9 protein-coding genes, 1 tRNA gene and 2 pseudogenes are annotated in these 13483 nt (G+C 66.4%); 7 read left to right on the top strand and 5 right to left on the bottom strand.

All coding sequences use genetic code 11. The features are described 5' to 3' along the window. Window positions 1-277: 277 nt before the first annotated feature. Window positions 278-715, top strand: a complete 438-nt coding sequence (locus DI276_RS51650; protein ID WP_198681297.1) for an SDR family NAD(P)-dependent oxidoreductase — start codon at window positions 278-280, stop codon at window positions 713-715. A gap of 158 nt (window positions 716-873) precedes the next feature. Continuing rightward, the gene (locus DI276_RS44090; protein ID WP_232837341.1) at window positions 874-1641 is read left to right on the top strand and encodes a hypothetical protein; all 768 of its coding nucleotides are present in this window, start codon (window positions 874-876) and stop codon (window positions 1639-1641) included. A 75-nt stretch (window positions 1642-1716) separates the two neighbouring features. On the opposite strand, the gene DI276_RS44095 is transcribed toward DI276_RS44090, so the two are convergent. Together DI276_RS44095 and DI276_RS44100 are read right to left on the bottom strand one after the other, a co-directional pair. Next, window positions 1717-2154: a hypothetical protein gene (locus tag DI276_RS44095; RefSeq protein ID WP_112275364.1), complete on the bottom strand. Its 438-nt coding sequence runs from the start codon at window positions 2152-2154 to the stop codon at window positions 1717-1719. A gap of 122 nt (window positions 2155-2276) precedes the next feature. Further along, complete coding sequence (locus tag DI276_RS44100) at window positions 2277-2843, bottom strand: hypothetical protein (RefSeq protein WP_112275366.1); 567 nt, start codon at window positions 2841-2843, stop codon at window positions 2277-2279. 662 nt (window positions 2844-3505) lie between these two features. On the opposite strand from DI276_RS44100, the pseudogene DI276_RS44105 reads away from it, so the two are divergent. The 4 genes and pseudogenes from DI276_RS44105 to DI276_RS44120 form a co-directional block, all read left to right on the top strand. Continuing rightward, window positions 3506-3763: pseudogene (locus DI276_RS44105) on the top strand (transposase family protein); the annotation flags it as partial. 494 nt (window positions 3764-4257) lie between these two features. After that, window positions 4258-4878: a hypothetical protein gene (locus tag DI276_RS44110; RefSeq protein ID WP_157985336.1), complete on the top strand. Its 621-nt coding sequence runs from the start codon at window positions 4258-4260 to the stop codon at window positions 4876-4878. Between the two features lie 24 nt (window positions 4879-4902). Beyond that, a complete protein-coding gene (locus DI276_RS44115) occupies window positions 4903-9255 on the top strand; it encodes an ATP-binding protein (RefSeq protein ID WP_112275370.1) in 4353 nt (1450 codons plus the stop codon). Further along, entirely contained in the window at window positions 9252-10316 is a 1065-nt protein-coding gene (locus DI276_RS44120; protein WP_157985337.1) for an ATP-binding protein, read from the top strand. Before DI276_RS44115 ends, DI276_RS44120 begins: the two co-directional genes overlap by 4 nt. A gap of 768 nt (window positions 10317-11084) precedes the next feature. Here DI276_RS44120 and DI276_RS50575 read toward each other — a convergent pair. Next, window positions 11085-11228: a hypothetical protein gene (locus DI276_RS50575; protein WP_157985338.1), complete on the bottom strand. Its 144-nt coding sequence runs from the start codon at window positions 11226-11228 to the stop codon at window positions 11085-11087. Window positions 11229-11621: 393 nt separating this feature from the next. Here DI276_RS50575 and DI276_RS53645 point away from each other — a divergent pair. Next, window positions 11622-12700 (top strand): annotated as a pseudogene (locus tag DI276_RS53645) (IS110 family transposase). A gap of 24 nt (window positions 12701-12724) precedes the next feature. On the opposite strand, the gene DI276_RS53190 reads toward DI276_RS53645, so the two are convergent. Both DI276_RS53190 and DI276_RS44145 read right to left on the bottom strand, forming a co-directional pair. After that, complete coding sequence (locus DI276_RS53190; RefSeq protein WP_269814364.1) at window positions 12725-12853, bottom strand: hypothetical protein; 129 nt, start codon at window positions 12851-12853, stop codon at window positions 12725-12727. A 373-nt stretch (window positions 12854-13226) separates the two neighbouring features. Beyond that, a tRNA-Lys gene (locus tag DI276_RS44145) sits at window positions 13227-13300 on the bottom strand. Between the last annotated feature and the right edge of the window lie 183 nt (window positions 13301-13483).

The following is a 13483-nucleotide window of genomic DNA, read 5'->3' on the forward strand; positions in this document are numbered from 1 at the left end:
TGAGGGCCACCCTTTCCGGGTGGCCCTCACCGCGTTCAGGAACCGCCTCGTCGAGCTGCTTCAGCCCTGACCTCTTCCTTACCGATGTCCTGTGGTGGAACGGTTTGAGCGCGCACCGTCCTTCCCGGACGTTTGGTCGCACTCGGTGTGCTCGGTCAGCAGGCTCAACGCGGTGTCCAGCCAGGTCCCGCGCCGCCGTCGCCGACGTGCGAGCCGAACGCGCCGGCCCACAGCGAGTACACCAGTGCGCCGGTGGCGATGACACGTTCCTGCCTGGCTGTGTGCTCACCAGTCCCGGCAACAGCGTGAGCGCGGAGCGGCGGGAGACGCCTGGGGCAACCTCGGGCTTGCCCGCCAAGCCGCCGCCCGGCACTGGATCGGCCAGGACCTCGCCGGGTCGATCACCATGACCTCGTCGATCGCCGGTCAGGTCGGCGTGCCCACCCTGGCGCCCTACGCCGCCAGCAAAGGCGGCGTGAACCAGCTCGTGCGCTACATCACCGGCGATCCTCGCCGTCGACGGCGGCTGCACCGCAACCTGAACACGTCGAGAGGCCTGGCTGGCCGAACGCATGGTTCGGCCACATCGCACGCTCCTGCGGTCGGCGCGTGGGTCGACCTCGGCCTCATGTTCACCGAGCCGGACGGCGCACCGCTGCATCCTGCGACGTCACGGACAATCGCCCGTCTCGTGCCTCGGGCTCGCAAAGCATGATCCACAGCGAAGAAACGGAGAACGAGAATGCGCACGCAGAATGCAGAGAAGCAGGTAGAGACGAATCTCTACCTGCTTCTCTGGAGTGCGCCGCCAGGGACTCGAACCTCGGACCCGCTGATTAAGAGTCCTCGGGTGGTCCTCGACGAGGGTGCCAAATGATGTCGGCTGATGCCATTTCTACACGTCAGATCCAAGAAGCTGAGGCGCAGCCTGTCGTTCCATGCCGTCCAGTGTCGTTGCAGGCCAGGGACCTCGGGCCCGTCCCGGGCTCGCATTCGGGGGTTCTACAGGACGTGACGCGGGCCGTCACGTCGACCATCGCGACGGTTGTCGGTCTCACATTTCTCTTCGGCTTCGGCAACGTGCTCAGCCTCGCGCTGCGACTCGGAGTACCAGTGTGGGCGGCCCCGTTGATCGCGCCAGCGGTCGACTTGTCGATCCTTGGGCTGCTTCTGGCGACGAGGTACCCCGCGTTGCGCGGCGCTTCGGCGGGGGAGCTTCAGCCTCTGCGCAGGTTCACGTTGTTCGTCAGCATGGTGTCGCTGGCTCTCAACGTGGCCGAGTCTTTGTTGAGCGGTGAGTACGGCAAGGCGGCGTTCGACGCGGTTGGTCCGGTGTTGTTGATCGGTTGGGCGGAGGTCGGCCCGCAGGTCTTGCAGGCACTCGGCCGTGCCCGGCCGCCTGTATCTGTCCAGGCTGCTCGCGAACACGATGAGCGTGATGAGCTGGACTCTGAGGCGCCCACACAGGACGACTTGGTGCGTGCTCGCCGTGCTGATGCGCGGTACTGGGCGTCGCACATGCGGCCGATTCCGGCCGAAGTGCTTCGCAGGGAGCTGGAGATCGGCACTGTCCAGGCACGTGAGCTGATCGCGGTGGTTCGACGCGAAGTCGCGGCCAAGGTGTGCGCCTCAGCCACATAGGTCAATCGTGCTGGCCGTCGCCCAGAGGACGGTTCAACCGGCTCGGGTCGATCTGCTGGTCCCGAAGGGAGTTGCTCATGGAGGCCGAGTACGGCCCGTCGATGTGGAACACCCGTATAGACGCTCCATCTCCTTCCACGATTGGCGAAAGAGGCCAGTTCCGCGCTCGTAAGGGTGAACCCACACCCAGTCCATCCACCACTTGTCCTCTTCGCGACTGAAGCGGGCCGCGCCCGCCGCGATCGGAAACGTTGCGGAGAACCTCTGTGAGTTGATCAGGACGCCTTGGTAGTCCGGGTTGGAGGGATCGAACGGGCCGAGGTCGTACCCGGTCTCCCGTTTGAACTGCAATCCGATCTCCGCCACTACCTCACGCAGCGCGTAGGTGCTGGAGTCGATCAACACGCCGGTCGGGCGTTCCGCAGTCAGCAGCGGGAACATACGGATGTCGAAGCGGGCCGGTTCGCCGAAGTGGGTCAGCTCACGGCTGCGTTCATCGAGCAGGTCGTCCATGACAGATGTGTACTCCGATCGGCGTCGTGTGGGGGCCGGTCTTGTGGCGACCTATGCCGGCGGGTGCGTCAGGGGATCTTGGCCGACGCCAGAGTGTGGATCGAATATCGGCTCGTGTCGTTCTACTGGCGGTCGACCAGCTCGCCGATCTCGACCTGGCCAAGAAGGTCCTGGATTTCTGGCTCCGTGGCGAGGTCGATGGGCAGAAGCTCGTGCGTCGTGCGCTTGAGGTTCGCCACGACCTCGGTAGCGGTGTCGTGGATGATGTTGTTGGCCTCGGCGTCATCCCAACGCACAGCAGCAAGGCGGCCGCGTTCAAAGCGAGCACCGAACAGCACGTCGATCTGCGGTGCGCCATAGGAATCAACACGGGACTGCTGGAGTGCGGCGACCCGCACTGCGGTGATTCCCGGCGCTACCGCGAGCGCCTCGCGAACCGTGAGGAGCATGTGCGAGGCCACAAGCATCAGATGCAGGTTGTTTCGCTCGGTCTTCGTGAGCTTCTTGAGACTGAGGTTGCCCGTGGCGGTCGTGGTCGGCTTCTTCTCCGGCACGATGTCAACGGTCGGCACAAGCACCACGGCGGTCAGTTCGGAGCCGTCCACGCCAACCGGTGCAGCTGGCGCTTCGTTGTCTTCGAAGGCCGCTGAGAGCACTTCGAGCACGACGGTTTCGTCGTTGTCCTGCAAGGCTTTCCACCACTGTCCAAGTCGAACTGGTGCTGGGCATGAGCTAGTGATCGCTGGGCGGCAAGCCCTTGGATCTCGGCAGCGGCAGTGGCCTCCGCTCGTGCCTTGGCTTCCCGCCGAGCGGAACGCTGGAACAGACCAATGCCGACGAGAGCGTGCTTCTGATGCTTTCGCCGAACTTCGTCTGCCGCCAGGGGAGCGGCGCCGACGTGGAGTCGGGCTGCCCGTGGTCCGACGCTCGTGCGGATTCCGCGGCTCGATGCTCGGATGCGTACGCCCGGTGCGATCTTCACCGAGAAGCCCATGGTTGCCTCCGCCCACTCAACGACTGGCCGGTAGATCGCAGGTGAGGGCGGGAGAGTTGCAACCGGTGATCCGTGTCGACTCAGGACGGCGTTCACTGGGGGCTGTGTCAGCGATGTGCGCTGCGCGCAAACTTGGCCGGCTATGCGTCGCGCAAGAAGACCTCGCACAGACACGCTTGGAGTCGTAACACCTACTGGGTATCCGGCGAACCATTGATCATGGTGGTGCATCGACCTGGGACAGGCGCCGACGATCGTGAGACGGTTTCACTTGAACTTGGACGCCTGCTTGTCACCATCGACGTCGTCGTAGCGATTCCTCAGATCATGGACCCCGATAAAGTAGGAAATGTGTCGATTGCCTTGTGCGACAAGGGCTACCACGGCTAAGACGACGCCGGTACGCACGTGATCACTCCGTACAAGGGCCGCAACAAACCCGAGTCGCAGAAGGACGCCAACCGCGCCCACGCCCGCCTGCGCAGCCCCGTGAACGCGCCAATCCAGCTCAAGACCTGGCGCATCCTCCGCAAACTCCGCCGCTGTCCCCGCCGCACAGGCCGACTGGCCAAAGCCATCCAGGTGTTACAGGACTACGAAGTCGTCGCAGGATGAAAAGGGCTCACTCCTTCAGCCTGAACGTCGATGGTGTTGTCGTACGTGAATGTCGCGCGGGCTGCTCCGCCGTTGCACCACTTCGCTCGCATTCAGGTGAATCGCTGATCCGTAGCCCGGCGCGCACGCTCCGCAGCCGGTGCTGATTCCAGGCGGGTTGAACTAATGCATGGAACGTTGTTGCGGAGTAACAGGGAGCGGGCTTGGTGCGATGGCGGTAAGACGTTCGGCAGTGTGATTGGAGGCGAGCCGTTTTGTTGTCCAGTTTGCTTCCCGGTATTCGGCAGCTACGCACGCCTGTCGCCGCTGGTGCGGTGATCGCGTTGGCCGTTGTCCTGGCGCACGGGGTTGGCCGGTTTGGCGCGGCTGGGAGGACTGGGCTCGTTCGGGATCTGGCCACCCTCGCCACGGCGCTGGGGCGGCCAGTCGCGCTGGCGGGGCTCGGGCTCGCCATGTACCTAGTGGGCGTGTTGTGGCAGTCGGTGTTACGGGTCGTGGCACGGTTCGTCGGAATTCGCTTGGGGCGCAGGGGGTTGCGCGAGGTCTACCGGGCTACCTCCCGTGCTGTGTTCGCCGGGGTTTCCGGCCGGGTGCTCGAGCAGTTGGTCGAGGTTACGGCCGTTCGGTTGCGGCAGGAGCTGAAGGCCGGGACGTCGTCGCAGTGTGCGAGTGACTTCCGGAGCGCGCGGGCCCGGCTCGCCGATCGATCAGACGAGGGGGAGAACGCGCTGGTTCGTGCCGGTGCCGAAGCGCTCGTGTCTCAGGCTGCTCGTGAGCTGCTGGAGTTGGTGCCCACCCGGTTGATCACGGCAGAGAAGGAGTTGTGGGCTGGCTGGGACCAGGCCCGGGCCGAGGCCGAGTTCCGGGCGACGCTCGCGATTCCTCTCGCCGGGTTGGCCGGCACGCTGGGCGTGGTCTACCACCCGCTGTGGTGGGGCGGGGTGGTTGTCGCGTTGTTATTGCTGCGCATCGGTTCTGAGAGCGGTGAACGGGGGACCGAGGTGTTGCTGGAGGCGGTGAGGGCGCGCAAGGCCGTGTTGTTCGAGGACGGCGCGTTGCCCGACGTTCCGTGGAACACCTTTATTGGCAGCGAAGTGCGCGCGTCGGTTCGGTGACGTGGGCGGGACAGGGGAAGCACGATGGACGCGGATTTCGTCAGCTCGGTCGCGGCCGTGGGCGATCGGGTGGAGATAAAGCTGAGCTTCGGCGACCAGGTGGTCGGCGACCTAGTCGAGCTCGCCGCCGACCGGTTGCGGGTGCGTCAGGACGACGGGGCGGACGTCGCCCTGTTGCTCAGCACGATCCTGATGGTGCGCAGGGTGGTGGGATTAGGGCCGCCGCCCGCGCCACTGCTCGTCTCGCTGGCGTCACCGCTCGCATCGCCAGTGGCTCAGCTGCCTGCGCCGCCGCAACCGGTGGAAACGCCTGCCGCACAATCCGTGCCGCCTGCGCAGCAACCCGTCCAGCAACCCGTGGCGGCGCCTGCCGTCGCGCCGGCGCCGGTGGTGCACGAGGAGCCGGTGCCCGAAGTCTTGGTAGAGCCGTACGACGATCTCGACCCCCCGCTCGACACACTCAGCGAGGAGACCGCACTGCCCGTGCGGACGCGGCTAACGGGTGCCGAGGAGTGTCGGCGAGACCTGGAGTCGATCTGCAATTCCCTGGCCGACGCCCAGCGTGTGCACGAGCTGGAACCCAGGTTCGGCAAGGTCACGAGACTCCTCGAACGCGCGCGGCCGTTGCAGCGCAGGGATCCCTACAACCCCGACATGTTCTACCTCTGCGGGGTTCTCGCGTTCCTCAGCGAGAAGTACGAGACGGCCCGGCCCTACCTGGCCACCGGGGCGGACCTCGACGGGGGTGACGAGGAGTGCGCGCGGCTGCTGGCCGTGGCGTCCGCCCGGTTGCACGACCACGAGACGGCGGCGTTCGCGCTGATCAAGTACTTCCGCCTCGTGCCGCCGCACTCCGACCCCACGCTGTGGCCGTTGCTGCTGCGGGTGGTGGACCGCTACCGGCTCGGGCGCGGTGTGCTGCACGAGCTGCTGGGCGTGCATGACGCGGCCGCCTCCACCGAGCTCGTGGAGGCCGCGCTCCGGGGGACGACCCCGCCCGAGACGCCGCTGGTCCGGCCCACGGGTGCGACGCGCAGGCCGTTGACGCACGCCCCGGTCGTGGCCACCGCCGTCAGGCCCGTTGTGACGATGCCTGTCGCCAAGGCGGCTCCAGGAGCAAAGTCCGCGTTCAAGCAGAACTCGGCTCTCCGCCGCAGCGACGGTTACTACCAGCAGGCAAAGCGGTTGGAGTTGACGGAGAAGAACTTCGCCGGGGCCAAGCTCGCCTACCGCGAGGCGATCCGTCGGGGCGAGCGGGTCGAGAGCGCCGTCAAGGACCTCGCCTGGCTGACCAAGCGCACCGAGGACGCGCAAGCGGCGCTGGACATCATCACCAAGGAGTTCGCCGGTTTGGTCAGCAAGGGCGACGCGCTGGACAACATCCTGATCGACTTCCTCGTCGGCACAGGGGAGTTCGAGGAGGCGCTGGTGGTGCTGGAACGCCAGTTCCGGCGCGGGAACCTCGCCGTGTCGAAGCGCAACCACCTCCGTCACCAGATCGCCTACACGAAGCTGTCCGCCGGCAAGGACTCGGTGGAGGACTGGCACGCCGTGATGGTGGCGACCGACACCCCGGCCGCTCGGCGAGGCATGGCGCTGGCACTGATCCAGCGCGGTGGGGAGCGTGAACTGGCGCGAGCGGAGGAGGTCCTCTCCTCGGACGACGATGATAAGGCCGTTGACATCCGGCGTCGCATCGACCAGATCCGCACCGGTGAGTCGAGCGGCGTCGATCCCCGCTGGGCCAACGAGATCCTCGGCAAGCTCGACCAACTGGCGATCACCCCGCTGGTCGACTTCGTGATGGCCAACTACTCGAGCGGAGCGGTGACCGTCCGGGAGCAGCGTCAGCGGGAGAAGAGCAAGAAGCCCACCCGCGGCGACGCGCACCGGCTCGCGGAGAACGCCCACCGCCAGCGCGGCCGGGTGCGCGAGGCCAGCGCGGACAGTTACATTTCCGCCGCGGTGCTCGCGTGGGAGACACACCGGGACGACTTCCTGGAGCTGCTGTGCTCTGGTGTGACGGCATTGGCCGACGTGGTTCTCGAACGCAGTGCCGAGGCGGCGCGCGGCCTGTACCTGGAGGCGTTGCGCATCGCCGATCGGCTGGAGGAGCAGGCGGACAAGTCTGACGCCAGCCTGGCCCTGTCGAGGTTCCTGCGGTCCCTCGACGGGCGGCGGGCGCTGAGGTCGTTTCACGGCAACACGGAGGCGCGACTTGGCAAGCTCGTCGCCGTGCTGCATGCTCAGCACGGTGACGAGGTGTTCGATCTCGTCACCCAGCTCGTGTCCCAAGTGGACGAAGCAAGCGACCAGGTTCTGGAAGCGATCTTCACCTCCGACAAACTGCGTGCCGCCGCCGTCAAGTACCTGGCGGATCGGCAGAGCAACGGGTCCAGCCTCACGAGCGCGGACGAGATCACTCGCGTCTGGCGCAAGCTGGGCGAACGGGAGGCGCAACGTTATCCGGAGGCGTCGGCGCAGTTGCAGTTCCTGGCCGACATCCGTCTCACCGAGGACGTGCTCGACGGTACGGTCGAGCGGTTGGACACGCTGACGCCGGACATCCTCGATCCAGCGCTCAGGGGGAGGCTCGCTGACGGCCTGCGCAGGCTGCGCGCATATCTCTACGAGACGTCGTTCGAGGACCGTGAGGCCAGCCTGCGCCACGCCGCCGAGCTGATGCGCCAGATCCAGCAGAACGTGCGGCACGCTCCCACCAGGGTCGCGGTCGAACTCGTGTGGCCCACCTCGGTGAAGGTCGGGCGGATGGTCGATGAAGCGCACCGGGCATTGATCAGCCAGTACCCGCCCAAACCAACCATCACCCAGGAACTGGCGACCAGCACCGTGGACAAGTCGCGCGTGATCACGGTGCAGGTCAAGGTGGGCAACGAAATGCACGCCGCGCCGCTGGAGTCACCCATCCTCAGATGCAGCAACGTTCCCGACTGGTTCCAGGCCGAGGAGACGACGATGGTGCTGCCGAGCGCGGTGCGCGGCGGGCAGCACTACATCCAGGTGGTGCGGTTGCGGGCCACGGACAAGGCGCTGGCCGCTGGAGCGTTCACGCTCAACGTTTCGCTGGAGTACCACGCACGCGGCACCGAAGACCTGCTGACCACCACGGTGACGCTGGCGGTCCGGCTGTTGTCCGAGGCCGACTTCCACCCGATCGCCCCCAACCCGTTCGTAGAGGGCGCGTCGGGCAAGACCGTCACGGACCCGGAGATGTTCGTCGGCCGCGGCGAAGTGCTGCGGCGGATTCAGCAGCACTTCGAGAACGCGCGCACTCCCGGCAGCGGCGTCGCGATCTTCGGGCAGAAGCGCGCGGGCAAGTCGTCGATCCGGATCCACCTGAAGTCCGAGCTGCAGAAGCGGCCGGACTTCATCGTGGTGGACCTGGAGAACATCGCCACGATCACCCCTGACCCCGGCAACAGCACCAGGGTGGTCGCGCAGGTGCTGTGGGCGATCGTCGAGCAGGCGGAGCGCGAGATCGCGGAGAGGTTCGGCGACCGCGGCCCGGACCGGCTGTTCTCCGGCGGGTGGACGAGGGCCGAGTTCCTCGCTGAGGATCAGCCAGTGTCAGCGTTCGTCAGGCTGGTGCGCGACTACCTGGACGCCTGGCCCGCGACGAACAGGCCGACCATGATCGTGATGATCGACGAGTTCCAGTACTTCGAGCATTGGATTCGCGAGAAGCTGCTCGCGCCGTCGTTCATGCAGTCGTTGAAGGCCATCATCGAGCGCAGGCTCTTCCACATGGTGATCGTCGGCCAGGACGCGCTGGAGCGGCTGATCGCCGACCACGCCAACGTCTTCGGGGTGTTCGCGACCGAGCGGGTCAGCTACCTCGACAGCGCGAGCGCCGAACTACTGATCGACAAGCCGATCCTGGACCGCGGCGGCAGCCGGTTCCGCGGCGTGGCGAAGGAGCGCATCGCCGAGCTGACCGGCGGAAGTGCGTACTACATCCAGAGGTTCTGCCGCGACCTCGTGGAGTACATGAACCAGCAGCAGGCGCCGCTGGTGACGGAGGCGGACGTGGAGCGGGTGCGCACTATCACGCTGAGGTCGTTGCGCGCCAGCAACTTCGACAACCTGGAGACGGCCGGGTACACCGATCCCGACAGGGTGGACGCGTCGACGTACCGCAGCGCGTTGCTGGCGATCGCGCGGGCAGGCAAGAACGGGCCCGCGACCTATGACAGCGTGGCCGAGGTCTATGACGGCGTCTTCGACTTGAAGACCCTGCTGGACGATCTCGTGCTGCGCGACGTCGTGCGGGTGGAGTCGGGCGGGTACCGGATCGTGGTCAGGCTCTACCAGGACTGGCTGTTGTCTAGTGTGGCGCAGTCGGGCAGCCAGGCATGAGCGGCAACCCCTACCGCAGCGTAGGCCAGCGCGTGACAGGACAGGAGTTCGTCGGCCGGGCGGATCTCCTGTGGCGCGTTCGGTCCACTTGGGACGGATCTGGGCTCGGCAACCTGAGTGTGCAGGGCTTCCAGCGGATGGGCAAGAGCAGCCTCGTGGCCCAGGCCGTCGAGCACGACGCGGAGAACCGCCCCGACCTGCTGTTCACGTCGCTCAGCGTGGGGGACCACGACAACGGGCCCATGTTGTTCCAGTCGGTGCTGCGGACGACCCACGAACAGTTGGTGTCCCGGTCTCTCGCCAGCGTGAAGCCGTACCTGCCGGTGCTCGACGGGATCGTCGCGCAGGCCAAGGGGATCGAGGACGACGGGGAGCTCCGCGACCAGGTCAAGACCTACTACCGGCACCTGACCAACGCGGGTGTCTCGACGATCGTCGTGCTGGACGAGTTCGACCGGGCAGACGGTGTTTTCACGAAGCTCTCGGAGTTCCAGGTGCTGCGCTCGCTCGCCAGCGAACGGTTCTCCATCGGGCTGGTGACCGTGTCGCGCAGGCCGGTGGAGAACATCGAGATCGACGCTGCGGGCGGCTCGACGCTGGATGCGGTGCTGTCGCTGCGCTGCGACGTGGGTTGCTTCGCCGACAAAGAGATCGACCTGCTGCTGGCCCGCGCGTTGCAGGCCGGCGTCGATTTGAGTGAACACCGCGCCGCGCTGATCAAGTGCGCGGGCGGTCACCCATACCTGCTCAGTTTGTTGTGCCACGAGGTGATGCAGATCCACCAGCAGTCCGGCCGCATCGACGTGCCAGCCGCCCGGCGCGCGCTGGCGGGTCAGTTCGAGTCGCAGTTCCGCGGATTGGTCAAGACGCTCGACACAGTGAGCGGCCGTCGCGGCGAGTACCTGCTGCGCAAGGTCGCGGGCGACGACGCGGGCTCGTTGCCGAACGCCGACGTGGACCTGCTGACCCGGCTGGGGCTCGTGCGGGAGGAGGCCGGGGTCATCCGGTTGTTCAGCGACGAGTTCCAGCAGTACGTGCTGCGCACGACCAGCGTGATGTGAGCTCCGCTTTCTGGTTGGCGGGCTGACCTCCTGCCCTTTTGTCATGCCGCTTGGCACCCGTGCCGATCAGTCCGGCGGTCGGTGGGAAGCTCGCGGTCTGCAAAGCGCGTACGCTGCCGTTCGCTCTCTGGTGGGAGTGATCGCCGTCCTCGCCGAGCAGGTCCCGGTACGTCAACGTCGGTACGACCGCCCAGTTGAGCCTGCTCCAGGCGCTGGCGGGGCTGACTCGTCGCGGCGGCCCGCTTGTGCGGAGCTGAAGATCAGCATGGACCGGGCTGCGATCTGGTAGTGGCCCTTCGCAGGTCAACTCCCATGTAAACCAGCTGGTCCTGCCCTCACCGGCGGATCAGGTTGAGTCGGACTCGTGGAGCCCGCTACACGGCGCATTCGTGCTACCGAACACCGCGATGACACGCCGATGCCACACCCTGACCTTTCAACCTCGGTAGTCGCGTCGACCAGCAGCCGCAGGTGAAGTGAGGCAGCGTCGCGCAGGCGTGGCGGCCTAGGTGGCGCCACCGAGGCGCAAGGCGGTATCGACCAGGCAGAGGCCTGCCCACAGGGAGATCGGCCGGTATCGGGCGAGCTGCCCAGGTGGGCTCACGCGAGCGGCAAGTTGGTTACGCGGATTCAACCTCTCCGTCGACAAGCCCGCCGTGTTTGCTGAGACCTTCCGTGTTCTGCGCCTCGGCGGCCGCCTCGGCATCTCCGACGTCGTCGCCGACGACCACCTCACGCCCGCCGAGCGAGTCGAACGCGGCTCCTACGTCAGCTGCATCGCCGGCGCCCGACCTTCACCGAGTACCGCGAAGGACTGGAAGCAGCCGGCTTCGCCGACATCGCGATCACGCCGACCTTCGAGGCCGCAGAGGGCATGCACTCCGCGACCGTGCGCGCCACCAAGCCGACCACGTCGGTGAGTGCGCCTGTTGCGGCGCAGGCCGGGATCGTGCTGTGGAGTCAGTGCCTGCTGCACGTCGACCGAAGTGGCGGTCGAGCCGGGCGTCACGGTGGCTGAGGTCAAGTCCGCTGCCGGATGCGGCTGTCAGTGGCTTGCATCCGATCATTGGACCGGCCATGCCGGCGGCGAGATGCGGAACGATGGTGGGTGACGGTTGCTGGTGGGTGAGCACTGGGTTAAAGCGGGTTTGTGAGTCCTTCCCGAGACGCGTGCGCTTACCGGTAGCTGGAGATGAGCGACCGCTAAGGGATGTTGTGCCCACCTGGCGCTGGTGTGAGCACATCACCAATACCTGCCGGCGTTCTCCCGCTGACCGCTGTCGTCGAGGCGTGGAGGTATGTGACGTGCTGTTCGTCGGTGATGACTGGGCTGAAGGTCATCACGACATCGAGATCATGGACGCCGGCGGCAAGAAGCTGTGCGGTACGCGACTGCCTGAAGGTGTCGAGGGCGTCCAGCAGTTGCATGCGTTGATCGCCGACCACGCCGACTGCGGGCCGGAGCAGGTGTCGGTCGCGATCGAGACTGACCGCGGGCCGTGGGTGACGGCGCTGGTTGCCGCAGGCTATCGAGTGTTCGCGGCCAATCCGCGCCAGGCCGCTCGGTTCCGGGAACGGTTTGCGATGTCCGGTGCCAAGAGCGACGCCGCAGACGAACACACGCTGGCGGACATGGTGCGCACGGACTCATACCAGCTGCGTCAGGTGGCTGGCGACAGCGAGCTGTCCGAGGCGATCAAGCTGCTCGCGCGCACGCATCAGACCTTGATCTGGGACCGCCAACGAAAGGTCGCGCGCCTGCGCGCGCAGCTGCGCGGCTTCTTCCCGGCGGCACTGGCAGCGTTTGGCGAAGACCTCGTGGCAGGTGAGGTGCTGGACCTTCTCAAGCAAGCTCCTGATCCGGACGCCGCAGCGAAGCTCTCGCGGTCGGAGATCTTGGCCGCGCTGAAGCGTGTGGGCCGGAAGCGGCTCGTCGATGAGCGGGCTGAGCGAATCCACGCGGGACTGAGTTCGGACGACCTCGAAGGCTGGAAGCTGATCACCTCCGCCATCGGGACCGGGTCCAGCTCGTCGGCGACGACGTGCTCTGCACGAACATCAATCTGTTGACGGACGGCATCGAGCAGGGGATCGCGAACTCGATCCTGGTGAAGGTGAACCAGATCGGCACGCTGACCGAGACGCTGACGACCACGGAGCGCGCCTACAAGGCGGGCTACTCGGTGGTCATGTCGCACCGGTCGGGCGAGACGGAGGACACGACGATGGCCGACCTCGCGGTAGCGATCAACTGTGGCCAGATCAAGACCGGCTCGCTGTCGCGTTCGGACCGCACGGCCAAGTACGACCAGCTCATCCGGATCGAGGAGGAGCTGGGCGCGCAGGCGCGGTATGCGGGCCGTACGGGACTCAGCAGGGGCTGAGCGAGCTCCGGGCGCTGACCGCGGTCAGCGCCCGGCCGCCGTTCGCGCCCCAACCCGTGAGATCTCGATGCGCGCGAGGTCGCGGACGTAGCGGCTGGAGCGGCCGTCCTGCGGGGTGACCAGGGTCGACTGGGTGCCCACCGCTCCCGTCAACTCAACGCACTCGTTGCGGAGGCGGGCCTGCCTCCGATTCGCCTGCACGACCTGCGGCGCGGCGCGGCGACACCGGCGTCCGGGGCGGACATCAAGGTCGTGTCCAGCATGCTGAGGCACTCCTCGATCACGATCACCGCGGGCACCTAACACCGGTGTTCTGCCCCAGGTCGCGCAGGCTGCAGCAGAGGGCATCGCCCGCCTGGTGCCGCGCAAGGTCAAGTCGTACCGGGTGCCGGATCGTCCGGCGATCGAAGATCATCCGCGTCTCGGGCTCGCAAACCGTGATCCACAGCACTGAAGAGGAGCAGGAGAATGAGTACGGAAATGCAAAAAAGCAGGTAGAGACGAATCTCTACCTGCTTCTCTGGAGTACGCCGCCAGGGACTCGAACCCCGGACCCGCTGATTAAGAGTCAGCTGCTCTAACCAACTGAGCTAGCGGCGCTTGTTTGTGTGCCGGACACTTGCCGTTCCGACGTGAAGAACGTTAGCACAGCGCCGCGAGCTGATCCCAATCGGCTGGTCAGGGCCCGTCTGGGGCTACATCGGCCACGTAACGATCCGGCCACTCGCGCAACTTCGGGGCACCTCGTGTCGTCACCTAGTCGGGGGACGCCAATACGACTTC

Origin of the sequence: Lentzea terrae, assembly GCF_003265345.1 — a bacterium.
GTDB classification, from domain to species: domain Bacteria; phylum Actinomycetota; class Actinomycetes; order Mycobacteriales; family Pseudonocardiaceae; genus Lentzea; species Lentzea terrae.